The sequence below is a fragment of the Gordonia jinhuaensis genome, from assembly GCF_014639795.1.
Lineage (GTDB): Bacteria > Actinomycetota > Actinomycetes > Mycobacteriales > Mycobacteriaceae > Gordonia_B > Gordonia_B jinhuaensis.
The window spans coordinates 51,055-75,868 of sequence record NZ_BMGC01000002.1; the positions used below are offsets into that span (position 1 = coordinate 51,055).

The 24,814-nt window shown below is 67.9% G+C and carries 18 protein-coding genes, 1 other RNA gene and 2 pseudogenes; 11 read left to right on the top strand and 10 right to left on the bottom strand.

Features of this window, described 5'->3' with window-relative positions:
* Positions 1-63 precede the first annotated feature (63 nt).
* Positions 64-945 (top strand): GmrSD restriction endonuclease domain-containing protein, encoded by an 882-nt coding sequence (locus IEW22_RS01590; protein WP_188584844.1) that lies wholly within the window; start codon positions 64-66, stop codon positions 943-945.
* Positions 946-1,018: 73 nt separating this feature from the next.
* Here IEW22_RS01590 and IEW22_RS01595 read toward each other — a convergent pair whose 3' ends face one another.
* Positions 1,019-1,894, bottom strand: coding sequence for an aldo/keto reductase (locus IEW22_RS01595; RefSeq protein ID WP_188584845.1), 876 nt, complete (start codon positions 1,892-1,894; stop codon positions 1,019-1,021).
* Positions 1,895-2,199: 305 nt separating this feature from the next.
* Between IEW22_RS01595 and IEW22_RS01600 the strand changes: the two genes are divergently transcribed.
* Together IEW22_RS01600 and IEW22_RS01605 are read left to right on the top strand one after the other, a co-directional pair.
* Positions 2,200-3,717, top strand: a complete 1,518-nt coding sequence (locus IEW22_RS01600; RefSeq protein WP_188584846.1) for a catalase — start codon at positions 2,200-2,202, stop codon at positions 3,715-3,717.
* 82 nt (positions 3,718-3,799) lie between these two features.
* Positions 3,800-7,336, top strand: a complete 3,537-nt coding sequence (locus IEW22_RS01605) for a DEAD/DEAH box helicase (RefSeq protein ID WP_188584847.1) — start codon at positions 3,800-3,802, stop codon at positions 7,334-7,336.
* Between the two features lie 81 nt (positions 7,337-7,417).
* On the opposite strand, the gene IEW22_RS01610 is transcribed toward IEW22_RS01605, so the two are convergent.
* Both IEW22_RS01610 and IEW22_RS01615 read right to left on the bottom strand, forming a co-directional pair.
* Entirely contained in the window at positions 7,418-7,933 is a 516-nt protein-coding gene (locus tag IEW22_RS01610) for a T3SS (YopN, CesT) and YbjN peptide-binding chaperone 1 (protein ID WP_188584848.1), read from the bottom strand.
* Between the two features lie 124 nt (positions 7,934-8,057).
* Positions 8,058-8,957, bottom strand: a complete 900-nt coding sequence (locus tag IEW22_RS01615) for a spermidine synthase (RefSeq protein WP_188584849.1) — start codon at positions 8,955-8,957, stop codon at positions 8,058-8,060.
* A 120-nt stretch (positions 8,958-9,077) separates the two neighbouring features.
* Here IEW22_RS01615 and IEW22_RS19930 point away from each other — a divergent pair, with 120 nt between their 5' ends.
* Positions 9,078-10,172, top strand: a complete 1,095-nt coding sequence (locus IEW22_RS19930; protein ID WP_229742082.1) for a cobalamin biosynthesis protein — start codon at positions 9,078-9,080, stop codon at positions 10,170-10,172.
* A gap of 334 nt (positions 10,173-10,506) precedes the next feature.
* Here the strand turns inward: IEW22_RS19930 and IEW22_RS19935 are convergent.
* Positions 10,507-11,271, bottom strand: a pseudogene (locus tag IEW22_RS19935) (SURF1 family cytochrome oxidase biogenesis protein); the annotation flags it as partial.
* 163 nt (positions 11,272-11,434) lie between these two features.
* Between IEW22_RS19935 and IEW22_RS01625 the strand changes: the two are divergent.
* Positions 11,435-12,445, top strand: coding sequence for a zinc-binding metallopeptidase family protein (locus tag IEW22_RS01625; RefSeq protein WP_188584851.1), 1,011 nt, complete (start codon positions 11,435-11,437; stop codon positions 12,443-12,445).
* 64 nt (positions 12,446-12,509) lie between these two features.
* Here IEW22_RS01625 and IEW22_RS01630 read toward each other — a convergent pair whose 3' ends face one another.
* Entirely contained in the window at positions 12,510-13,004 is a 495-nt protein-coding gene (locus tag IEW22_RS01630) for a low molecular weight protein-tyrosine-phosphatase (RefSeq protein ID WP_268235451.1), read from the bottom strand.
* Complete coding sequence (locus IEW22_RS01635; RefSeq protein ID WP_188584853.1) at positions 12,997-13,692, bottom strand: HAD hydrolase-like protein; 696 nt, start codon at positions 13,690-13,692, stop codon at positions 12,997-12,999. The genes IEW22_RS01630 and IEW22_RS01635 overlap by 8 nt, the downstream gene beginning before the upstream one ends.
* A 107-nt stretch (positions 13,693-13,799) precedes the next feature.
* Between IEW22_RS01635 and IEW22_RS01640 the strand changes: the two genes are divergently transcribed.
* The 3 genes and pseudogenes from IEW22_RS01640 to IEW22_RS01645 all read left to right on the top strand — a co-directional run.
* Positions 13,800-14,939 carry a Nif3-like dinuclear metal center hexameric protein gene (locus IEW22_RS01640; protein WP_188584854.1) on the top strand — a complete coding sequence of 380 codons (1,140 nt, stop codon included), beginning with the start codon at positions 13,800-13,802 and terminating at the stop codon, positions 14,937-14,939.
* 68 nt (positions 14,940-15,007) lie between these two features.
* Entirely contained in the window at positions 15,008-15,736 is a 729-nt protein-coding gene (locus IEW22_RS19940) for a zinc ribbon domain-containing protein (protein WP_229742083.1), read from the top strand.
* A pseudogene (locus IEW22_RS01645) lies at positions 15,666-16,445 on the top strand (histidine phosphatase family protein); the annotation flags it as partial. The gene IEW22_RS19940 and the pseudogene IEW22_RS01645, both read left to right, overlap by 71 nt.
* 15 nt (positions 16,446-16,460) lie before the next feature.
* Here the strand turns inward: IEW22_RS01645 and IEW22_RS01650 are convergent.
* A complete protein-coding gene (locus IEW22_RS01650) occupies positions 16,461-17,534 on the bottom strand; it encodes an alpha/beta hydrolase (protein WP_229742084.1) in 1,074 nt (357 codons plus the stop codon).
* A gap of 103 nt (positions 17,535-17,637) precedes the next feature.
* Here IEW22_RS01650 and rnpB point away from each other — a divergent pair.
* Positions 17,638-18,052, top strand: an RNA gene (gene rnpB, locus IEW22_RS01655) — RNase P RNA component class A.
* 12 nt (positions 18,053-18,064) lie between these two features.
* Here rnpB and IEW22_RS01660 read toward each other — a convergent pair.
* The 3 genes from IEW22_RS01660 to panB all read right to left on the bottom strand — a co-directional run bounded on the left by IEW22_RS01660 (position 18,065) and on the right by panB (position 21,595).
* Positions 18,065-19,567, bottom strand: a complete 1,503-nt coding sequence (locus IEW22_RS01660) for a CYTH and CHAD domain-containing protein (RefSeq protein WP_188584856.1) — start codon at positions 19,565-19,567, stop codon at positions 18,065-18,067.
* A 54-nt stretch (positions 19,568-19,621) separates the two neighbouring features.
* Positions 19,622-20,644 (bottom strand): prolyl aminopeptidase, encoded by a 1,023-nt coding sequence (gene pip, locus IEW22_RS01665; protein ID WP_188584857.1) that lies wholly within the window; start codon positions 20,642-20,644, stop codon positions 19,622-19,624.
* A 90-nt stretch (positions 20,645-20,734) separates the two neighbouring features.
* A complete protein-coding gene (gene panB / locus IEW22_RS01670; RefSeq protein ID WP_188584858.1) occupies positions 20,735-21,595 on the bottom strand; it encodes a 3-methyl-2-oxobutanoate hydroxymethyltransferase in 861 nt (286 codons plus the stop codon).
* A gap of 145 nt (positions 21,596-21,740) precedes the next feature.
* On the opposite strand from panB, the gene IEW22_RS01675 reads away from it, so the two are divergent.
* Together IEW22_RS01675 and glnA are read left to right on the top strand one after the other, a co-directional pair.
* The gene (locus IEW22_RS01675; protein WP_188584859.1) at positions 21,741-23,360 is read left to right on the top strand and encodes an alpha/beta hydrolase; all 1,620 of its coding nucleotides are present in this window, start codon (positions 21,741-21,743) and stop codon (positions 23,358-23,360) included.
* An 84-nt stretch (positions 23,361-23,444) separates the two neighbouring features.
* On the top strand, positions 23,445-24,785 hold the full coding sequence (gene glnA / locus IEW22_RS01680) for a type I glutamate--ammonia ligase (RefSeq protein ID WP_188584860.1): 1,341 nt from the start codon (positions 23,445-23,447) through the stop codon (positions 24,783-24,785).
* The last annotated feature ends 29 nt before the right edge of the window (positions 24,786-24,814 follow it).

Consider the following 24,814-nt stretch of genomic DNA (forward strand, 5'->3'; position numbering starts at 1 on the left):
GGTCTCTGCCGCGTCCTGCCCGATACGGCGAATTGTGTCGGTGTGGCTTGCTAGCTTCTCTACGTGCTCACGAACCGAACCCGCCCACGTGTCGACATCGTCTGGCCCGTCGCCGCGACCCTGGTCGCCGCCGGGGCCCTCATCCCCGCCTCCTCGGCCTCGGCCGCGCCTGCGGTTCCCGTCCCGTCGGCTGCCTCGAGCGCAGAGGCTGCGTTGGCCACGCTGCCGGTGAAGGGCCGTGCGCCGAAGACCGGGTACGAGCGGTCACAGTTCGGTCAGGCGTGGACCGACGACGTCACGGTCGCCGACGGTCACAACGGCTGCGACACCCGCAACGACATCCTGCGCCGCGACCTCACGAACATCACGGTCAAGCCCAACACGCGCGGATGCGTTGTGCTCTCGGGCACCCTCGCCGACCCCTACACCGGGAAGGCGATCGCGTTCACCCGCGGATCGACCACCTCGTCGAAGGTGCAGATCGACCACGTGGTGGCGCTGTCGGATGCATGGCAGAAGGGTGCACAGCAGCTCTCGGCCGAGCAACGACAGAACCTCGCCAACGACCCGCGCGACCTGCAGGCCACCGACGGGCCCACCAATGCGGCCAAGGGTGATGGCGATGCGGCCACGTGGTTACCGCCGAACAAGGCCTACCGGTGCACCTACGTGGAGCGGCAGATCCAGGTGAAGGTCATCTACCACTTGTGGGTCACCGCGGCCGAAAGGGATGCGATGAACCGGGTGCTGTCATCGTGTGGCGCAACTACTCCCGCACCCGCACCCGCACCCGCGGCGCCTGCGCCGGCACCACCGGCGGCGCAGTCGGTGTATTACGCCAACTGCTCGGCTGCGCGTGCAGCCGGCGCCGCCCCGATCTACGCCGGTCAGCCCGGGTACTCACGCAAGCTCGATCGCGACGGCGACGGTATCGCCTGCGAGTGACCGTTGCGAGTGACCTGGGAGTCACCCTGACCGGCCGTCGCTGCGGCCGATCAGGGTGTCAGTCGGTCCGGGTCTACTTCGGGGCGTCTATGTTCATCTCGTCGGGATGGGTTCCGACGCGCTCCCCGGTGTCGAGTGCGGCGATCTTCGCCATGTCGTCGTCGTCGAGGGAGAAGTCGAAGACGTCGATGTTCTCCTTGATCCGTTCGTCGTGAACGGATTTCGGGATCACGATCAGGTCGAGGCGGATATGCCAGGCGAGGATGATCTGCGCGGGTGACTTGCCGTGTTTGTCGGCGATCTTGGCGATCGTCGGGTCCGTGAGCACCGTGTTGGGTTTCGAGTTCGGGCCCCAGCCGGAGTTCGGCGTGCCGCCGAGCGGACTCCACGACTCGATGGCGATGTCGTGGTGGCCGGCGAATTCGCGCAATTCGCGCTGCTGGAGATGGGGGTGCAACTCCACTTGGTCGACAGCGGGGATCATTCCGCCGCGGTCGATGATCAGCTGGAGATGGTGGGGTTCGAAATTGCAGACACCGATTGCGCGGGCCTTGCCGTCCTCGGCGATCTTCTCCATCGCGTCCCAGGTCCGCAGCAATTGGTCGGAATCCTGGAGCGGCCAGTGGATCAGATAGAGGTCGACGTAGTCGGAGTCGAGTTTGCGCAGACTCGTGTCGATCGCCTTGAGGGTCGACTGGTAGCCGTGATCGGCGTTCCACAGCTTGGTGGTCACGAAGACGTCCGAACGATCGACCGAGGAAAGCACGAGTCCTTGCCCCACACCCTGTTCGTTCCCGTAGGCGGCAGCGGTGTCGATGTGGCGATATCCGGCCTCGTCGAGGGCGAAATGCACGGCGTGTGCGGTCTGCTCGATGGTGGCCTGCCAGACACCGAGTCCGAGCTGGGGGATGTTGGTTCCGGAGTTGAGCTTGACGGAGGGAACGGTCATTGCTCCGGTGTACCAGACAACTCGCCCGACCGGGTTCGCCCGACCGGAGGCGGGCATCGGTGTGCCCACGTGGGCGGGCGCGACGCCGGGTGTGCGCGGTGCCGACGACGCGATGACCGTTGACACCCGCCGACCGCCCACTACGATCGGCTGTGCGAGTCCTCAGCAGCCACGGACTCACACTTCGTTGTCGCGGTGACGATCCAGCCCAAGAGAATCGTTGCGCGGCAACCACATCGATCCGCCGACCAGGTCGGTTTCACTGCCCGTGGTCGACCGATCGGATTATGCGTGGAGGATGCCACATGTCGGACAATTCGTTCTATACGACCACCGATTCGGGCGCACCTGCCGGCAGCGACGAACATTCTTTGACCGTCGGGGCGGGTGGTCCCATCGTGCTGCACGATCACTATCTGATCGAGCAGATGGCACAGTTCAATCGCGAACGTGTGCCCGAACGACAGCCGCACGCCAAGGGAAGTGGAGCCTTCGGGGTGTTCGAGACCACCGAAGACGTGTCCGCGTACACCTGCGCGTCGTTGTTCCAGCCGAAGGTCAAAACCGATATGGTCGCCCGGTTCTCCACCGTCGCCGGAGAGCGGGGAAGCCCGGACACCTGGCGCGATCCCCGTGGTTTCGCGCTGAAGTTCTACACCGACCAGGGCAATTACGATCTGGTGGGCAACAACACCCCGATCTTCTTCATGAAGGACCCGTTGAAGTTTCAGCATTTCATCCGGTCCCAGAAGCGCCGCGCCGACAACAACCTCCGCGACCACGACATGCAGTGGGATTTCTGGACGCTGTCGCCGGAGTCGGCGCACCAGGTGACCTGGCTGATGGGTGACCGCGGGATTCCGCGCACCTGGCGACATATGAATGGCTATAGCTCCCATACGTATTCGTGGGTGAACGCCGACGGACAGAAGTTCTGGGTGAAGTATCACTTCATCAGTGAGCAGGGGATCGAGTTCTTCACCCAGGACGAAGCCGATCAGATGGCGTCGGCAGACACCGATTACCACACGCGAGATCTGTTCGAGCACATCGCCGACGGCAAATATCCCCAGTGGCGTCTCAAGGTCCAGATCATGCCGTTCGACGACGCGAAGACGTACCGCTTCAACCCCTTCGATCTCACCAAGGTGTGGCCGCACGGTGACTACCCGCTGATCGATGTGGGCACGATGACACTGAATGCGAACCCCACCGACCACCACACGCAGATCGAGCAGGCCGCGTTCGAGCCGAACAACCTCGTTCCCGGAATCGGCTTGTCGCCCGACCGGATGCTGCTGGGACGGTCCTTCGCCTACTCCGACGCACATCGGTACCGCATCGGTGCCAACTACAAGCAGCTGCCGGTCAACGCACCCCACAACGAGGTGCACAGCTACTCCAAGGACGGCGCCATGCGGTACACGCCGGTCAGCGACCCGGTGTACGCACCCAACTCCAAGGGTGGACCGGCGGCGACGTTCAGCGGCCAGCCCGAACCGGAGTGGGCGGCCGACGGGGAGATCATCCGCTCGGCGTACGTCGACCACCCCGAGGACGACGATTTCGGTCAGGCCGGGACGATGGTGCGCGAGGTCCTCGACGATGCCGCCCGCGAACGACTCGTCGACAACATCGTGGGGCATCTGCTCAACGGCGTCACCGATCCGGTGCTCGAACGTGCCTACGAGTACTTCTCGCGCGTCGATGCCGACCTCGGTGCCGCCATCAAGGCCGGAGTGACCGCCAAAGCCGGCGAACTCGATCCCAAGGCCGCCGAACAGGGCAACTCCGCTCGCAGCAGCATGCAGGCCAAAGCGTAGGCAGCTGTGCAGGAGTGACCGTGACAGTTCCCGGCGGGTGGACCCGCCGGGAACTGTCGTATCCGGGTCCTACCCTGGACGGGTGCTTTCCGACTGGTCACATGCGCTGAACGCGGAGCGTCTGCGTGAGGTGTTCGACGCCGCCGATGTGGACACGGCCGTCGAGCTGGCGGCACACGGCGCGGTCACGTCGGTCGAGTGGGATCCGCGGATGATCACCGCCGAAGGGCTGTGTCAGGTGACCCAGACGCAGGTGGAGACTGTGCGGGTCGGTTTCAAGACCGTCGGACCGCACTGGCGGCTCGCACGGATGCAGTGTTCATGCCGCAAGCGTCACGGCTGCGCGCACGTCGCCGCGATCCTGCTCGCGCTGGGCGCCGAGGGCTCGGGGACCAGCGGGTCTCAGTCGTCGGCGGGATGGGAGCGCGCGTTGGCCCCGCTGCTGGAGGTCGCGCCGGCTCGTGCGGTGGCAGTCGACTCCAGGGCGCTGGGCATCGTGGTGCGCGGGGGGCTTGGTCCCGACCAGCGGACCCTGCCTGTCCAGATCCGCCCCATCGAACGCGGACTCACCGGCTCGTGGGTGGCCGGACGCATCTCCTGGGCGGATCTGCGCCACCCCGACACCTCCGGTGTCTACAACGCGGGTCATCGCGATGCGATGTCGGCGCTGGCCGGCGCGCTGCGGTCGCCGCGTGGACGGTGGATCGATCTCGACGACACCGGGCCCGGGCTCTGGACCGCGCTGTCCCTTGCGCTCACGGCGGGGATCGAACTGGTCGGCGAGGCCTCGTTGACCGAGCCCGACGATCTCCACGACGCACCGCGAGGGGCCGAGCGCGTGGCTGTGGCGCCCGCGGCCACCCTCGCGGTGGAGATCACCACCGCTGTCGATGGGTCCACGCTCGTCGAACCGGTGCTGAGCCTCGGGGACAGGCCACCGATCGATGCGGTCCGCGACCTCACCGACCACGATCTCGAGGCCGACCTGCACATGCGCTTCCTCGGTGGCGGGTCCCCGCACGGCATCGCCATCGTCGTCGGGCGGACGCTGACCCTGGCCCCACTTCGCCCGGCACCCGGCGAGGCGCTGGTGGCGATGTACGGCCGCGGGGAATCGGTCCGGGTGCCCGCCTCGGACAATGCCCGGTTTCGTACCGACCTGCTTCCGCGGCTCACGCTGACCACCCCCGTGCAGGTCGGCGGCGAGCGGATGGCTGCGCCGTCGGTGAGCGGGCCGTGGGTGCTCGCGCGTATTCGTGTCGACGGCCCGCGTCATCGCGGCGAATCCGCCGGTGCCGACGGTGACGAGACAGACCAGCGCACCGCGCGGGGGAGGTCGGAATCTGTTCGCGGACGGACACTTCGGGTCGAGTGGGCGTTTCGCTACGAGGTCGACGGTGTGCCCGTCGATCACCCCCATCGATTCGTCGACGCCCACGGCGGCGTCCGCGACCGGGCCGCCGAGGACGACGCCTGGCGGGCTGCGCGCTCCGCGGTGGAAGACGTGATCGCGTTGTCGTCGTCGTGGCCGGCCCAGGCGATCGCCCGCTGCCAGATCTGTCTGCGCAACGGAGAACCCGGAGCTCGCGCCGATGCCGCGGCGCTTCGGCAGGCCGCCACCCCGCATGACGCGGCGCGTGCGGCAACTGCTGCGGCGCTGGCAGATCCGGTGCGCTTCACCGAACTCGAATCGGCGCGCTTCGCGGTCGAGGTCATCCCTCGTCTGCGCGCTGACGACTCGCTGGTGGTCGAGATTCCCGATGATCTGCCCGCGTATGCCACCAGCGATGCCACACCCGTGCTGCGGGTGTCGGCTCCCGACGAGTCGGGGGCCCCACGCGCGCAGAAGCTCGACTGGCTCGACCTGCAGCTGACGCTGGAGATCGACGGCCGCACGATCGCCGTGGCCGAGGTGATGGCTGCGCTCTCCAATGGCGCGACACACATGCTCGACGATGCCGGCTTCTACTTCCCGTTGTCGGGACCGACCATCTCCCGGGTGGCCGAGCTGCTGGCCGAGGCGGAGGTACTCGACGACATCGGGGCCGCGCAGAGCGCACCCGACCACGGCCTGACGATCGATCAGCTGCGCGAGATGACGTGGTGGGAGGAGCTTTTCGAGCTGGGCATCGCCGACCGGCAGATTCACCGATGGCAGCAGCGTGTCCGTGAGGTGGCCGCGTTGGCACGCAGCCCGCAGCACGTCGAGGTGCCGGAGTCCATCACCGCGACCCTGCGCCCCTATCAGCGTGACGGACTGGACTGGCTGTGGTTCCTGTACTCGCACGGACTCGGTGGGATCCTCGCCGACGACATGGGGCTGGGGAAGACGCTGCAGACACTGGCGCTGGTCGCCGCTGCGCGCGGCAGCCAATCGCGTCCGTTCCTGGTGGTCGCGCCGACCAGCCTGCTGGGCAACTGGGCAGCCGAATGCGAGCGTTTCGCGCCGTCGTTGACGACCGCACTCGTCTCGACCACGTCGGCGAAACAGCCTGGGCCACTGGATGAACGAGTCGCCGGCGCCGATATGGTCATCACCTCGTATGCGATCTTCCGGATCGACAACGAGGCGTTCGCGGGTATCGACTGGGCAGGTGTGATCCTCGACGAGGCCCAGTTCGTGAAGAACCCGCACTCCAAGATCTACTCCTGTGTGCGCCGGCTCGGGGTGCCGTTCACGCTGGCGATCACCGGCACGCCGATGGAGAACAACCTCGGTGAGCTGTGGGCGCTGCTGTCTATCGTCGCGCCCGGGCTGCTCCCGTCGCTGCGGCATTTCGGGGAGCACTACCGCAAGCCGATCGAGACGGGAACCGAACCCCAACGGCTCGACAGTCTGCGCCGCCGCATCCGTCCGGTCGTGCTGCGCAGACGCAAATCCGACGTGATCGATGATCTGCCACCGAAATCCGAACACGTCCTCACCATCGACCTGGCGGGAGAGCATCGTCGGATCTACGACACCCGCGCCACTCGCGAACGGCAGAAGGTGCTGGGGCTGCTCGGCGACTGGGAACGCAACAAGTTCGCGATCTTCCGGTCGTTGACGATGCTGCGTCAGCTCAGCCTGCACCCGGGCCTGGTGGAGGATCGCCACCGTCAGACCACCTCGGCGAAGGTCGAGTTCCTTGTCGAGCGTCTCGGCGAACTCGCCGCCGAAGGGCATCGCGCCCTGGTGTTCAGTCAGTTCACCGGATTCCTGGATCTGTTGCGGGAGCGACTCGAACACAGCGGCATCGGGTTCAGCCACCTCGAAGGGGCGATGTCGCATGGTCGGCGCCAGCGTGAGATCGACGCATTCGTGGGCGGGGACCGCACCGCATTCCTCATCAGCCTCAAAGCAGGCGGCTTCGGACTCAACCTGACCGCAGCCGACTATTGCTTCATCTGCGATCCGTGGTGGAATCCTGCAGCCGAGCAGCAGGCCGTCGATCGCCTGCACCGTATCGGTCAGGACAATCCGGTGACCGTGTTCCGGATGGTGTCGGCGGGTACCGTCGAGGAGAAAGTGGTTGCGCTGCAAGAACGTAAGCGTGAGCTGTTCACCGCGGTGCTCGACGAGGGGGATCTGTTCGCCGGTTCGGTCACCGCCGCTGACGTGGCAGAGCTGCTCGGCTGACGACGGCGGCAGGAGACGGCCACCCCGACCGCAGCTCACAGACCACGAGGACTCAGACCACGAGACTCAGACCACGGGGACTCATCTGCCGAGGCTGCGTCGGCCCGAGCAGATCTGCATGACCTCGTCGGCGCCGGAGGTGAGGAAGGCGCCCCACAGGTGTGAGGCGTGACGGAGATTCTCGGCAACGAACACCGGAGTCGGCAGCCGCAGCGTCGCCTGCACGTCGGGGCCGACGCGCGTCAGATGGATGTCGGGCCACCGTGATTCGGTGTCGACCGCCAGCCGCGCGAACGCGGTGTCGTCGAGGACCGACGGGCAGCGCCAGCAGAAGCTCACCCTCTGACCGGACTCGGCGACGACGATCCACGAGGTGTGCCGTCGATGCGGCAGTGTCAGGTTGCCCAGCGCATCGGTGCACACCCGACGGCCGATCAGTCGGCTCAACGACGTCTGCACGAGTGCGGCGAGATGGCGCTGGTCGCGCGGGCGGATGGCCGCATCGGTCGGCGCGGCCGGACCCGCGCCGGGTGAGAGTCGTCGCGGGGTGCGCGCGGTACGGGACAGTCGTCGCGTGCGGGTGGGTGTGAGCGGCATGGCGTGGCCCCCTGTGCCGGATCGGATCGGTGATCTGACCTGTGACGTTCGGTGTGGCGATGGTCGGATGCGACGACCATAGATCGGTCCACCGACACCGCCGCCCGACGTCCGGAGGCGGCCGCTACCGGGCGCGGTGTGCCGGACCCTGCGCTGATCGGGCCTCGGCGTGGCTCTGCTCGGCTGATCGAGTCCCGCCGGGCCGGTCGCGGGACGGTGTGGCGAAGGACCGGGCGGCGTCGTCGCTGAGCAGATGGGCGGGACTCTGATCCGACAACAGGGCTGCCGACAGCGCCGCGCCACCGATCGGCCGGTCGGATCCGGCGATGATCACATTGCCCCGGGTGCGCCCCCGCAGCACCGACATGGGCGCGACCACCGCCACGTGGGCGAACACCTCGGCGACGCCGGCCGCGTCGGCCCTGATCGAGGTCACTGACCCGGCTGCGGCGGGTCCGCAGTTGACCACGTACAGCCCGCCGGGCGACAAGGCCGCGTGGACCTGCCCGGCGAACCGGGGACCGATGAACTCGTCGGGTGTGCGGTCGCCGGCGAACACGTCGCGGACCACCAGGTCGTAGGCGCCTGGGTGAGCAGTGTCCACCGCCCGCCGGGCATCGTCGACGCGGATCCGCAGTCCAGGCGCTCGGGGTAGATCGAACCAGTCGCGCACACCTGCGGCCAGAGCGGCATCGACCTCGACGGCCCGATGGTGCGAGCCCGGGTACTCGGCGACCAGATAACGGGGGAGCGCGCATCCGGCGCCACCGAGATGCAGCCCGCGCAGCCGAGGGGTGCCGGCGGTCTCAGGTGCGCCGTCGGAGTGGGCACGGATGATCGCTGCCATCCACCGCATGTATTCGAAGGCCAAGACGTGCGGGTCATCGGCGAGGTGCGAGCTCGGCTGGCCGTTCACCAGCAGCAGCCACCCGGGCACGTCGCGGTCGCGGACGATCTCGCAGGTGCCCGTGTCGATCGTCTGCTCGCCCTCGGGCGGGTGCGGGCTCGACGGGCGTGGCGACATGGTAGCGAGTCTAGAGTTGCCCCAGACCGAGCCCGTTTCGTGCATGGACTCGCGGTGAATCCGCGTGATGTGGCTGGTTGTGGTTCGGGTGCGGTGGCGTCGGGGTGAAATGAGGTGCAGGTGAGGGTTGCGCGGGCGAGTGGGCTGATCGCCGGTGTGGGGCTGGACGCCCTGCTGGGCGACCCGACCAGATTCCATCCGGTCGCCGGGATGGGACGTGCGGCCGGTGCACTGGAATCGGTCCTCTACCGCGACACCCGAGGTGCCGGGGTGGTCTACACCGTGATGTGTGTGGGGTCGGCTGCCGCACTGGGTGCGGTGGCGAGCGGCTGGTCGGTCGGTGGGCACACCGAGCGCTCGGGGGCGGGTCGAGTGCGGACGCCGGTGGGCCGCGCGGTGCGCGAGTTCACCGTGACCGCGGCGGCCACCTGGATCGTGATCGGGGGACGCTCACTGGTCCGGGTGGGTGATGGGATCGCCGGACTGGCCGAGGCCGGCGATCTCGACTCCGCACGCGAGCTGATCACCCACCTGTGCGGTCGCGATCCGAACAGCCTGGATCTTCCGGGACTCGTGCGCGCGGCCTGTGAGTCGGTGGCCGAGAACACCTCCGACGCGGTGGTGGCACCGCTGGTGTGGGGTGCGGTCGCCGGTGTACCGGGACTGTTGGGCTATCGGATGCTCAACACCCTCGATGCGATGGTGGGCCGCCGCGATCAGCGGTATGAGCGGTTCGGCTGGGCGTCCGCGCGCGCCGACGACGTCGCCAACTACGTTCCGGCGAGGTTGTCCGGTGCGGTGGTCGCGGTCATCGGGCCCGACCAGCGCGGTGCGGTGCGGGCGTGGCGAGCTGGGGCCCGAGCACATCCGAGTCCCAACGCCGGAGTGATCGAGGCGGCATTCGCCGGCGCCCTGGGGGTTCGCCTGGGTGGTCGAACCGAGTACCGGCACGGCGTCGAGCATCGCCCGGTGCTCGGAGGCGCCCACGCACCCGCCCCGACGCCGGCCGATCTCTACGCGGCGGGTGTGCTGTCGCGGCGCATCACGGTGACGGCGGCGATGCTGGCCGCACTGCTCAGTGTCCGTACCGATCGGCGAGTTTGGCGCGGGCATCCTCGGCGCGGTCGGACTCCTGCGCGCCGTGACCGATGGTTCCGTGGAACCGGGACTCGCCGAGTCCGGTGGTCGAATTGGCCGCGAGCCGATCGCGCATGAGCTGGTTGCGCCGCTTGCGCGACGATCCGCGCCCGGCCTGAGCGCCCTCGGTGCCGGCGGTGACGGTGCTCGCGGTGCCTGCGGGCTGCATCGCGTGGTCAGCCGGGCTGTCGTCGGTCGGGCTGTCATCGGTGGGGCTGTCGTCGGTGGAGCTGCGGCGAGTCGGGGCGTCGCCGGTGCGGCGGCTCGCCGACACCTCGTCTAGGTGCGCAGCGGACGCCACCGACACGCCCGCACTGTCGATGCCCGCGGGTCCGGCCGTATCACCGGCACCCGTGTTCGCAGCGGTCTTGGCGGCCGCGGCACGATCGGCGCGGCGGTGACGGATCTCGGAGTAGATGAAGTAGCCGAGTCCCAACGGTGCCATCACGCCGAATGCCAGCCACTGCAATCCGTACGACAGATACGGCCCGGAATCCATCTGCGGCAACGGGATCTCGCCGAGGCTGCCGGGTTGTGAGCCGTTGAGTTGCAGGTACCCGTGCTCCATCGGCGTGCGGGTGGCGTCCCCGATGGCCACCGGGTCGATGTTGTAGACCTGCAGTGCGCCGTTCTCGATCCGGGGCCCGCGATCGATCGCGGTCGGCTCGGCCATCCGGATACGTCCGGTGACGGTGACCGTTCCCTCCGGTACCGCCGGGATGTCGGGGAGAGCGGTTCCCTGCGTGGGTTTGACGTAGCCGCGGTTGACCAAATAGGTGTGATCGTCGGTGCGCAGCGGGATCAATACCTCATAGGACGGGCTCCCGTCGACCGAGCGCAGCCGCAGCACCGACTGGGCGTCGGGGAGATAGGTTCCGGTGAGGGTGACCGCACGCCATTCGTTGTCGGGGGCGAAAGTGTCGGTGCCCAGTTGCGCCACCGGCACGGGATCGGTCTTGATCGCCTGCTTGAGCAGGCTGATCTGGTGTTGCGTCGAGGTGTTCTTACCCAGCTGCCACGGTGCCAGCACGAAGAAGCACCCCACTGCGAACGCACCGACTACCACGGCCAGGGCGATCCAGCCGGGGCGCAGAAATCCACGCACGACACCCATGAGACCAACGGTACCCACCGCCGGTCGCGGTACCCAGCCGGGTGGGCAGTGATGTGGGCTCATCTGGTCGGTTTCACCCGCGGACACGGGCGAAACGCCGACCTCGCCGCCCGGCGCGGGCGAGTATTGTGGCGGAGGCGAAAACCCCTGCCCACCGGCGCCGCCATCACAGGCGGGCGTGCCCTTTGATCACCTAGCACACGACCTTCGAAAGAGGCCTTTGCCGATGCGTGCATTCCTGTGCCACAAGTGTGGCCAATTCCTGAGCTTCGAGAACTCGCTATGTCTGCACTGCCAGAGTTCACTCGGTGTGTACCTGCCTTCGCGAGACATCCTCGTACTCGACGAGAACGAACAGGCCGACGTCGACGGCGCCACAGTCGGACGCTGCGCCAACTCGGCGGTGGCGGCCTGCAACTGGCTTGTCGAACTCGGCCCCGACCTTCCGGCGCTGTGTGAGTCGTGTCGCCTGACGCGCACCCGGCCGTCCGACGACGACACCGAGGCGATGGCCGAGTTCGCCGAGGCCGAACTGGCCAAACGCCGACTGGTGTTCGAGCTGACCGAATTGAAGCTGCCGATCGTCGACCGCACAGAGGATCCCGAGACCGGGCTGGCGTTCGACCTGCTCTCCAGCGAGCACCAGACGGTGATGACCGGTCACGCGGACGGGGTCATCACCCTCGACCTCGCCGAGGGCGACGACGTCCACCGCGAACAGCTGCGCGTCGAGATGGACGAGCCCTACCGAACTCTGCTCGGGCACTTCCGGCACGAGATCGGTCACTACTACCAGATGGTCCTCGTCGGCGACGGGGAGAACCGTGCCGAATACGACGAGTTGTTCGGTGATCCCGACGCCGACTACCAGGAGGCGCTCGACAAGCACTACCACGACGGGCCGCCGGAGAACTGGGAGCAGAACTACGTCTCGTCCTACGCGACGATGCACCCCATGGAGGACTTCGCCGAGACCTTCGCGCACTATCTGCACATCCGCGACACCCTCGACACCGCCGCCGCCTATGCGATGGCCCCGGCCTCGGCGACGCTGGACTCGACGGTTCCCGGCGATGTCGGCTTCGATCGCGTCATCGAGTGGTGGCTTCCGTTGAGCTGGGCGCTCAACCAGATCAACCGGTCGATGGGCGTCAACGACCTCTATCCGTTCGTGTTGCCGCCGAAGGTGCTCGACAAGCTGCGCTTCGTCAACAAGGTCGTCACGGCGAATACCTAGCCGCGTGCTGTGACCCCCAGGTGATCGGCGCGGGTCCTGGCAGATGGCCGGGACCCGCGCCGCGTCACATGTCGTGCGAACGTGCCGGTGCGTCGTCGAGGTGCTCGTGGGTCCACGCCAGAAGTCCCGGCACTGCCGCCTCGATCTCCTCGCGCACCTCCCGGAAATCGTCGTTACCCCCGTAGTAGGGGTCCTCGACGTCGAGATCGTCACCTGCGTCGGGATCGAAGCTGCGCAACAGCACCGACCGGTCGCCGAGTCCGAGGTGCGTCAGCTCGCGCAGATGTCCCGAATCCATGGCGACGAGAAGATCGGAATCGATGTCGCGCGGACCGAGCTGTGCGGCAATGTGCTCGTCGGAATAGCCGTGCCGCAACAGTTCTGCGCGTGCCCGGTCGTCGGCGTGTTGACCCACATGCCAGCCGCCGAGACCACAGCTGGTCACCAGCACACGCTCGGCGAGGCCCTCGTCGGCGATCGCCTTGCGAAAGATGTTCTGCGCCATCGGGGAACGGCAGATGTTTCCCGAGCAGACGAAACACACATGAAGATCAGGCACCCAGCAACCTCCGGAGCTCCTCAACGGAGTCGACGACCCATGTCGCGCCAACAGATTCTCCCGGCTCAGAATAGCCCCACTTCACGAACACGGTGGGTATGCCGAAATGCGCGGCCCCGGTGACGTCGTGGTGGCGGTCGCCGATCATGACCACGTCGTCGCGGTCGGGATCCTCGGGATCGGTGGAGATGCCCAGTCGGGTCAGGGCCGAGGCGATGACGTCGGCCTTCGCCCGGCGAGAACCATCCGGTGTCGAGCCGGCGATCACCTCGAAGTTCTCGGCCAGTCCGAAATGCTGCAGGATCACCTGCGCGGTGTCCTCGTTCTTGGAGGTGGCCACCGCGAGCCGCCTGCCCTTTGCGTGCAGATCGCCGACGAGGTCTGCCATACCGTCGAAGACCGCGTTCTCGCGCCAACCGGTGTCGGTATAGCGCGCACGGTAGGCGCTCAGAGCGGCCGTGGCAGTGTCCTCGTCGAGACCCACCAGGTGCAGGGTGTCGAGCATCGGCGGTCCCGCGATGCCGCGGACCACATCGGGATCGGGCTCCGGCGCGCCGACCGCGGCGAGTGCATGTCGGAAGCTGTTGACGATCCCGGTAAACGAATCGGTGATGGTGCCGTCGAGATCGAAGAGGACGACGGTGGACGGGGCGGCTGGGTCTGGTCGGGGGTCTGGCTGGTCGGTCACACCCCAATCCTGCCCCCACCAGCCGTCAGTGGTGCGAGCGGCGGCGGTTCTGGGCGAATCGCGGTGCGTCCCGACCGCGCTGCGCGATCAACTAGTCTGGTTCAACCATGCCTTCTGTGACCGTCGCCGATGTGATCGCGGTACTCGACCGTGCCTACCCGCCGGTGCTGGCGCAGAGCTGGGATTCGGTGGGGCTGGTGTGCGGTGATCCGGCCGAATCGGCCGAGTCGATCCTGCTGACCGTCGACGTCACCGACGAGGTGGTCGACGCGGCCGTCGCCGACGGTCACACGATGATCGTCGCCCACCACCCGCTGCTGCTGCGCGGGGTGGATCGGGTAGGTACCGACACCGCCAAGGGCCGGATCGTCCATCGGCTCATCCGCCACGGCATCGCCCTGTTCACCGCGCACACCAACGCCGACTCCGCACAGCGTGGAGTGTCCGACGCGCTCGCCGACGCGCTGGGACTCGTGGACTGCGACGTGCTGGAGCCGACGCCGACCGGCGTAATGGACAAGTGGTCGGTGTTCGTCCCCGCCGAGGATGCGGACACGGTCGCCGAGGCGATGTTCGCCGCGGGTGCTGGCGAGATCGGCGAATACCGTCACTGCGACTGGCGCGTCGACGGGCGCGGTCAGTTCCTTCCCGTCGGCGCGGCGCAGCCGGCGATCGGAGCGGTCGGTGAGCTCGCGGCGGTCGCCGAGACCAAGATCGAGATGGTGGCCCGCGCGGGTGTGCGTGAGCGGGTCCTCGAGGCCCTGCGGCGCGCGCATCCTTATGAGGAACCGGCCTTCGACGTGCTCACACAGGCGAGCCTGCCCGGCGCCACCGGACTGGGCCGCATCGGACGGCTGGCAGAGCCGATGTCGTTGGCACAGTTCACCGCTCACGTCGCCGCGACGCTGCCCGCCACCCCGTGGGGGGTGCGCGCGGCGGGCGACCCGCAGTCGCGGATCGAGAAGGTCGCGGTGTGCGGCGGCGCCGGTGACTCATTACTCGATCTGGTCGCCAGAACCGATGCGGATGCCTACGTGACCGGCGACCTGCGCCATCATCCCGTCGACGAACACCGGCGTGCGGGCGGACCGGCACTGGTCGACGCCGGACACTGGGCCACCGAGTTCCCCTGGTGCGCTGACGCTTCGGCAACGCTCACCGCGGCCTTGCCCGCCGGCGTCGCGGTCGCTGTTCATCAGCGTCCGACAGACCCGTTCGTGGTGCACGCGGACAGCCCGCCGGCCTGAGACACCGCTCGACACCTCACACATCGGCCGTCTGACAGGCCACGACAACCCCAACAGATAGGAGGGCGATGAAAGCCGCTCCCGCAGACCAGCGACTGCTCCTGGTGGTCGCCGACATCGACGCACAATTGGCGCAGGTCCGCCATCGGGTGGCACATCTGCCCGAGGACGCCGAGCTGACCCGGCTGACCGGCGAACTGTCCGGCCAGCGCGATGCCCAGGTGCGCGCCGAGATCTCCGTCGAGGACGCCCAGCGTGAATCCTCCCGGCTCGAAGCCGAGATCACGCTCATGGGACAGCGCATCGAGCGTGACTCCGACCTGTTGGCGGGCGGTGGGCTCGCGCCCAAGGCGCTGGCCGAGCTCCAACACGAGGTCACCAGTCTGGGCCGGCGCCGCGACATCCTCGAGGACGAGCTGCTCAGCCTCATGGAGCAGCAGGAGGCCATCGACGTCGATCAACAGCGCGCACGGGAGTTCGGGGACCGGGTGCAGAAAGAGATCGACGAGGTGACCGCCAAGCGCGACACCGCCCGGCGCGAGGCCGCCGACCGCGAGACCGACCTGTTGGCCCGGCGGGAGAAGGCAGCCTCGGACGTACCGCCGGATCTGCTCGCGGTGTACGACCGGGTGCATGCGGGCGGACGGACGGGTGCGGCCAGGTTGGTCGGCGCCCGGTGCGGCGGCTGCGGCATCGAATTCGACCGCGGCACATATTCGAAGGTCTCCTCGGCCCCGGCCGACGACGTCGTCCGCTGCGAGGAATGCGGCGCCATCCTCGTGCGCGGCGGACAGTGACACGGCGGTGACACCCTCAGACGAGTCCCGACGCGACGCGACACCGCAGGCCTCGCAGGAGCATTCGGGTGGCCCCGGCTGGACCGGGGCGGTCGGCGCACCGACACGGCTGCTGTTGCTGCGCCACGGTCAGACGGCGTTGTCGGTCGACCGGCGCTACTCGGGACGCGGGAACCCGCCGCTGACCGACCTGGGCCGCCGTCAGGCCGACGCGGCCGCGCGGCGGCTCGCGGGAGTCGACGTGGCCGCGGTGATCAGCTCGCCGCTGGCCCGTGCGACGGCGACCGCGCAGGCGGTCGCCGATGTGCACCAACTGCCGGTGGTGGTCGAGGAGGGGCTCATCGAGACCGATTTCGGTGCGTGGGAGGGCCTCACGTTCGCCGAGGCCCTCGCGCACGATCCCGATCTGCACCGCCGATGGCGCTCGGATGTCTTGGTGAGTCCGCCCGGCGGTGAGAGTTTCGACGAGGTGGCCGTACGTGTCGCGCGGGCGCGTGACGCGCTCGTCGCAGCCCATCCCGCGAGCACGATCGTGGTGGTGTCGCATGTGACACCCATCAAACTGATGCTGCAACAGGCGCTCGGTGTGGGCCCGTCGCTGCTGTACCGCCTCCACCTGGATCTCGCGTCGCTGTCGATCGCCGAACACTATCCCGACGGTGGTACGTCGGTGCGTGGCGTCAACGACATCTGCCATCTCGACGGCTGAGAGCCCGACTCGGGGTCAACCAGACGTCGGATGCGCTGAGGAGGGCACCCGATCGTGGGCGTCGAGCCCGAGTGCGGCGCGCAGGGTCGGCCAGGCCTGATGCAGATCGCGCTCCCAGTATCCCCACGCGTGCACTCCGAGTCCGTAGTGAAAGCTCACCGACGTGACCCCGGCACCTTCGATCGCCGACTGGAACAGGCGCGTGCAGTAGTTGGATGCCCGTTCGATCACCACACCGGCCGGATCGGCCAGTGCCCGAATGCCCAGCGACAGGTCGTAATTGCCGTCGCCGACCGCCACATAGACAGGTTTGCCGGCGAATGCCTCCGGATGTGCGGACGGGTCGTGATCGAGCCAGGCCGGTGAACCCGGCGGCCCCCACATGTTCTCCGGGTCGCCCAGCCGGGTCGCGATCGTGGCCATCGTGGCCTGCTGCGCCGTGGGTACTCCGAGATCGGGGCATCCGCTGAAATAGGCTCCGCCGCTGTACAGGTGCGGATGCCGCATCTGCAGTACCGACGCTGCGGTGGCGCCCATGGACAGCCCCAGAAGGGCATTCGTGCCGTTGCCGTGAAATCGCCTGTCGATCAACGGGGGTAGCTCCCGGGTGAGAAAGGTCTCCCAGCGCATCCGGCCCAGCACGGGATCGTCGCGGCGCCAGTCGGTGTAGTAGGAGGCCGGTCCACCGACGGGGAACACCACGGTGGTCTGCTTACCGGACATGAACCGCTCGATGTCGGTCTGTCCGAGCCAATCGCTCTCGGTGAAACCCGATGTGGTTCCCGCGGAGATGCCGTCGAGGGCGTAGACGGTGGGCCGTGGTCGATCACCGGTCGGACCGAGGAGCACGTTCACGGTGACGACCCGACTCATCGCGGCGGAGAACACCTCGGCGCTCACCCGGTGGGCCGAGACCACATGCACCGACACCACGTGCGCGGGTCCGGCGCCCGCGGCCGCGGTTCCCGGCATCGCGGTGATCAGCCCGGTGACGGTCATCAGACAGGCCGGGGCGATGACGGTGACCGACGGCAGGACCGACTGCAGGACCGCGGCGACTGCTCGTACCCGCTGTGCGATGGTGACCACCGGCACGAGTCAACCAGGCACGGCGCCGATCGGCGGGGCGTCGCGCAGACCGATGTGAATTGTCCAGCGATCAGGGCCCGCGGGTATGATCTGACACCGCGAACGAGTCGGCCGGGCGGCCGCGGTCGCGGGTACCTCCGGCACATGACCGGTGGCCCGCGATCGAGGAAAGTCCGGACTCCACAGAGCAGGGTGGTTGCTAACGGCAACCCGGGGTGACCCGCGGGACAGTGCCACAGAGAACAGACCGCCGGTCGTCTGACGACCGGTAAGGGTGAAACGGTGCGGTAAGAGCGCACCAGCGTCGCGGGTGACCGCGACGGCTCGGTAAACCCCGCCCGGAGCAAGGTCGAAGCCCGCACCGCGTGTCGGTGCGGGTGCGCAGGTGTCCGAGGGCTGCTCGCCCGAGCCTGCGGGTGGACCGCTCGAGGTACCCGGTGACGGTGTGCCCAGATGGATGGTCGCCGCCGCCCCGTCTCGGGGTGGTACAGGATCCGGCTTACAGGCCGGCTCGTTCGCCCGCCGCGCGGCTATAGTTTCCGCGCCAGAGCCCGCCACGTGGCGATCGACTCCGCGCACATCTGCTGCTCGCGCGCATCGAGGCGCCCGAGGACGAATGTGTCGTCCCGGTCGGCGGCGCCGGTGCGCCGCAGCCGGGTGAGCCGGTGACGTGAGATCACCGCGTCGTGGAAATCCCCGAGGGCGTCCTGGATCGCCGCGGCCCGCCGCGCGGTCTTGCGGTGCGCGTCGACACCGAGGTCCTTCTCGGCCTCGGCGCTGTAGCGCAGCGCTTTGGCCTTCTTGCGGACGGTGTGCACGGCCTCCTCCCACTCGTGGGAATCCGCCGGCAACTCGTCAACCCTGCGTGTTGCCTTCTTCACCGCCTTGCGGGTGTGGGAAACCGCTTGGGCAACAGCATCTTTCGCGTCATCGTCGGCATGCGGACCGGGTTCGGGATCGCCGATCATCGCGTCGAGCATGTCGAGCAGCGCCAGATATCGGTCGGAGTCGAGTGCGGCGTGCACCCGCTCGACGGCGCGATCATGCGCATGTGACACGTCCTCGACGAGGGAACGGGTCAGCAACGGCCGCTGCTCCTCGTCGGCCAGCAGCTCGCGATGACGAGCGAGCTGCACCTCGGCGTCACGCGCCGCCCCGAGCACCTGGCCGAGTACCTTGAGCTCCTCGGCCAGCGCGTCGGTGCGCGGGCCGTCGAGCACGCCCGGGAAACCGCGGATCACACTGCGCAGCCGGCGGGCGGCCACCCGCATCTGATGCACCGCATCGTCCTCGTCGGCCCGGACGCGGGGATCGTGGTCCACCAGCAGATCTCGATGCCGGCGCAGTGACATCAGCACCAACTCCAGCGCGGTCGGATGGTCGCCCAGCGACCGCTGAGCGACGACCGGCGTCGACCCGATCGCGCGGGCCAGTTTCGACGAACTCGACGCAGGTCGGGCGCCGGCGGCCGTCAGCACCGACCCGACGTCGGCGAGTACGGCGCGTCCGGCGGCGTCGGTGTGGTCGGGGCGCAGCTCGAACTCCCACTCCGACCACGTCTGGGAGGTGCCGCCGGGCAGCAGGGAGCTGGCGGTGACGGTGTCGCGCGCCAGCTCGCCGAGCTCGTCACCGGAGTCGTCGTAGGCGACGGTGACCTCACGCTGGGTGTCGATCACCGCGACCGGGACCAGTCGCCGGCCGCGGACGTGGACGACGATCTGTGAGGCCAATGACTCGGGAACCGTGGACTCGTCGGGCGAGTCGCCGAGGTCGGCTTGGGTCTCCCGTCGTCCGTCCCCGGCGAGTGGGCGCTTGAGATGCCAGCCGGCATCGTGACCACCGGTACGCCGGCGGAGGGTGATGCGGTTTCCGGCGAGATCGAGCGAATTGGTGTCGAAATAGGTGGCCGAGAGGTCTTCGGTCTGCGGCTCCGACACCGAGGCAATGGCATCGACCTGCGTCAGATCCGGTGCGGGAGTGCCGGGTTCGACATCGAACTTGATCTCGAGCTCCACGTTGTCACGGGTGGGCACCGTGTTCTCCTCTTCTGTGCACGGCGATCGCCGACGGGCGGGTGGATGGGGACGTCACCGAGTCGCGAAGGCGTCGGTGGCCTCGATCAAATGATGGCGGATCCCCGGTTCGAAGGAGGCGTGACCGGCATCGGCGACCACATGCAGTTGCGCAGACGGCCACGCGCGGTGCAGATCCCAGGCACTGCGCATGGGGCACACCACGTCGTAACGGCCCTGCACGATCACTCCCGGGATGTGGGCGATCCGGTCGATGTTCGTCAGCAGCTGCCCGTCCTCGAGAAAGCCGTGATGCATGAAGTAGTGGTTCTCGATACCGGCGAAGGCGAGATCGAAGCGGGGGTCGGAATCCACGGCGGAGTTCTGCGGCAACAGATGTGAGGTGCTCTGCTCCCAGGTCGTCCACGCGGTCGCCGCGGCCTGCGCGAGGTGGCGATCGTCGCCGGTGAGCAGACGGTGATAGGCGGCGACCAGATCACCGTCGCGTTCGTCGGCCGGGATCACCGAAAGATAGCCCTCCCACTGGTCGGGAAAGATGTGGGCGGCGCCGCCGTTGTAGTACCAATCGATCTCCGAGCGCCGCAGCAGGAAGATGCCCCGCAGCACCAGCTCGGTGACGCGGTCGGGGTGGGCCTGGGCGTAGGCAAGGCCCAGCGTCGAACCCCACGAGCCGCCGAACACCTGCCAGCGCGCGACACCCAGGTGTTCGCGGATCTTCTCCATGTCCGAGATCAGCTTGTCGGTGGTGTTGACCGACAGATCGGCGCCGTCGGCGATATGCGGTGTCGACTGACCACATCCGCGCTGGTCGAACAGGATGATCCGGTAGGCCTTCGGATCGAAGAACCGTCGCTGGGTGGGGGAGGTGCCCCCGCCGGGGCCGCCGTGGACGAAGACCACAGGCTTGCCGTCGGGGTCGCCGCTGCACTCGTAGTAGATGTGCTGGCCGTCGCCGACGTCGAGGTGACCGGACTCGTACGGATCGATCTCCGGGTAGAAGTCGCGGTAGGCCGTCCCGGACGCCGGTGCCGGATCGGTGGTGGAGTGGGCGGAGGAGTTTGTGGACGGCGTGGTCATGGGCTCCACACTATGCCGCACACACCCGCGCCCGGTGGGCATCGGCCGCCGGGCGCGAGAGTCGGGCAGAAGTCCTCGCGGGGGGTGCGATCAGTAGCTGTGCTCGGGGCCGGGGAACGTCCCGGTGGCCACGTCGCGGGCGTATTGTTCTGCGGCCCGCCGCAATTCGGTCCCCACGTCGGCGAAGCGCCGCACGAACTTGGCGGTCTTACCCGAGGTGAGGCCGGCCATGTCCTGCCACACGAGCACCTGTCCGTCGGTTTCGTTGCCGGCGCCGATCCCGACGGTGGGGATGGTGAGTTTGCGGGTGATCTGGCCGGCGAGATCGGCCGGGACCATCTCCATCACGACGGCGAATGCGCCGGCCTCCTGCACCGCGATCGCGTCGGCGATCAATTGGTCGGATCCGTCACCGCGGCCTTGCACCCGGAAGCCCCCGAGGCCGTTGACGCTCTGCGGGGTGAACCCGATGTGGCCCATGACGGGGATGCCGGAGGCGGTGAGCGCGGCGATCTGATCGGCGATGCGTTCACCGCCCTCGATCTTCACCGCATGCGCGCCGCCCTCCTTGAAGAAGCGGACCGCCGATGCCAGTGCCTGCTGCGGGCCGGCCTCGTAGGAGCCGAACGGGAGATCGGCGACGACGAGTGCGTGCGGTGCGCCGCGGACCACCCCGCGCACGAGCGGGATGAGTTCGTCGGAGGTGACGGGGATGGTGGTGTCGTAGCCGTACACGACGTTGGCGGCGGAGTCACCGACCAGCAGTACCGGGATGCCGGCGTCGTCGAAGACGCGGGCCGACGAGTAGTCGTAGGCGGTGAGCATCGCCCACTTGTGCCCCTCTGCCTTCATCTGCGCCAGGTGATGGACGCGGGTGATGCGACGGGCGGGTGTAGCAGCCGGGTCCGACGCGGACGGGGTCTGCGCACCATAAACAGGTGTCTCTGACATCGTTGTCTCTTTTCGTGCCTCGAGTCCCGTCAGACGGGTACCCGGGTGGTCAAGGGCCACGTCAATCCTTCCACCGTGCACACTCGCCCGAAACCGACACATCTGTGTGTTCGGTCACATGACACCGACGTGACAGCATGAGCGGATGATCACGGCGCCGCATGTGCGGAGATCCCTCGCGCGACGCGCGCTGACGCTGTCGGTGCTGGTCACCTCGGCCGTCCTTCTCACCAGCGGGCTCACGGCGTGCGACTCCGGGGTCACCGGCAGTCCCGAACGGGTCACCGGGTCGGACTCGGTGTCCGAACCCGCCGGTGATCGGCCGACCACGATCGACGGCTTCTACGCGCAGACCCTGCGGTGGGGATCGTGTGAGTCGATGATCTCCTCGGACATCGACTATCCGAGCGACGGAAGCTCCTGTGCGCGGGTGCTGGTGCCGGTCGACTATGCCGATCCGGCCGGCGACACCGCATCGCTGGCCTTGTTCCGCTACTCGGCGCCCGGCGGATCGGCGCGCATCGGGTCGTTGCTGATGAACCCGGGCGGCCCGGGCGGATCGGGGGTCGACTTCATGGCCGGGCAGGCCGCCGATCTCGCCAAGCACGCCATCGGCGAGCACTTCGACCTGGTCGGATTCGATCCGCGCGGCGTGGGGCACTCGACTCCGGCCATCCATTGTCTGTCGGACTCCGACCGCGACGCCGACCGGGCTCGCGACGACACCGACTGGTCGCCCAGCGGCATCGCCGAACGAGAGGCCCACAATGCTCAGTTCGGCCGCGCGTGTGCCGACCAGCTGGGCACCGAATTCTTGTCGAAGGTCGGCACCGTGGACGTGGTGCGTGACCTCGATGTCATCCGCGCTATGCTCCGCGACGACAAGCTGAACTATCTCGGCTTCTCCTACGGCACCCGCATCGGTTCGGCCTATGCCGAGGCTTTCCCGACCAGAGTCCGCGCGATGGTCAACGACGGCGCGGTGGATCCCTCGCAGAACCCGGTCGACGAGCAGCTGGCGCAGACCGCCGGTTTCCAGCATGCCTTCGACGCCTTCGCCGCCGACTGCACAACGAGGAGCGACTGTGCCCTGGGCACCGATGCCGGTGCCGCGGTCTCGCGGTTCTGGTCGCTGACCCGGCCGCTGATCGGCCACCCCGCCGCGACCACCGACCCGCGTGGACTGTCGTACTCCGATGCGATGACCGGGGTGGCGCAGGCGCTCTACAGTCCCGAGCTGTGGCAGTACCTACGCACCGGGCTCGCCGAACTGCGTGCGGGCAGGGGGGACACGCTGCTCCGGCTGGCCGACATCTACGAGGGACGCGACGACGCCGGTCACTACGACCCCACTTCGGATGCGTTCACCGCCATCAGATGTGTCGACGGGCCGGCGATCACCGACCGTGCCACCGTCGACTCGCTGGAGCGCCGCTCGCGGCAGGTGGCGCCGTTCACCGACGACGGCCGCGGCACCGGGCACGGTGTCAAGGACGAATGCGCCTTCTGGCCGGTGCCGCCGACTTCGCAACCGCATCGGGTCTCGGCGCCGGGTCTGCCGACGACCGTGGTGGTCTCGACCACCAACGACCCGGCCACCCCCTATGCTGCCGGGCAGAGTCTGGCGGCGCAGATGGATGCGCGGCTGATCACCGTCACCGGTACCCAGCACACCGCCTCCTACGATGGCAACGCCTGCGTTGACCGCGCGGTCGACGCCTACCTGGTCAATCTCACACTCCCGCCTGAAAATCTCAGATGTTGAGACGCTCTGAGTGAAATGCCTGCATATTCTGGTTGTCTCGTGGATGTAACACCGATTTAACAGGGCACTTCTACTCTCCGGGGCATGGATCGGCAGAAGGAATTCGTGCTCAGGACCCTGGAAGAGCGTGACATCCGTTTTGTGAGGTTGTGGTTCACCGACGTTCTCGGCTATCTGAAGTCAGTCGCCATCGCCCCCGCGGAACTCGAAGGGGCTTTCAACGAAGGCATCGGCTTCGACGGATCGTCGATCGAGGGGTTCTCGCGCGTGTCCGAGGCCGACACGGTCGCGCGGCCCGATCCCTCGACCTTCCAGGTGCTCCCGTGGACGACGAGTACCGGCAAGCAGCACTCGGCCCGGATGTTCTGCGACATCGTCATGCCCGACGGGACACCGTCGTGGGCGGATTCGCGCAATGTGCTGCGTCGCCAGCTGAACAAGGCTGCCGACCAGGGATTCAGCTGCTACGTCCACCCCGAGATCGAGTTCTTCCTCCTGCGCGAGGCGCCGAAGAAGAACACCGAGCCGGTGCCCGCCGACGACGGTGGCTACTTCGACCAGACGACGCACACCGCCGCGCCCAACTTCCGCAGGCATGCGATCGAGGCGCTCGAGTCGATGGGTATCTCGGTGGAGTTCTCTCATCACGAGGGTGCGCCCGGTCAGCAGGAGATCGACCTGCGTTATGCCGACGCCCTGTCGATGGCCGACAACGTGATGACCTTCCGCTACCTCATCAAGGAGGTGGCGATCGGCGAGGGCGTCGCGGCGACGTTCATGCCCAAGCCGTTCACCGACTACCCCGGCTCGGCGATGCACACGCACATGAGCCTGTTCGAAGGTGACATCAATGCCTTCCACAACCCCGACGACCCGATGCAGCTGTCGGAGACGGGCAAGAAGTTCATCGCCGGGATCCTGCACCATGCCAGCGAGCTGAGCGCGGTCACCAACCAGTGGGTCAACAGCTACAAGCGGCTCATCCACGGCGGCGAGGCTCCGACGGCGGCCACGTGGGGCGGCGCCAACCGCTCGGCGCTGGTCCGACTGCCGCTGTACACGCCGAACAAGGCGTCGTCGCGTCGCATCGAGGTGCGCTCGCCCGATTCGGCCTGCAACCCCTACCTGGCTTTCGCGGTGCTGCTCGCAGCGGGTCTCAAGGGCATCGCCGAGGGTTATGACCTGCCCGACGAAGCCGAGGACAACGTCTGGGAGCTGACCCCCACCGAGCGTCGCGCGATGGGTTACCGCGAACTGCCGAGCAGCCTGGCGATGGCGCTGCAGGAGATGGAGAAGTCCGAGCTGGTCGCCGAGGCGCTCGGCGAGCACGTGTTCGACTACTTCCTGCGCAACAAGTGGGCCGAGTGGACCGACTACCGCGGGCAGGTCACCCCATTCGAGCTCAACCGTTACATCAGCCTCTAGCGGACCTCGTCAGGGAGTTGTCGATCGGG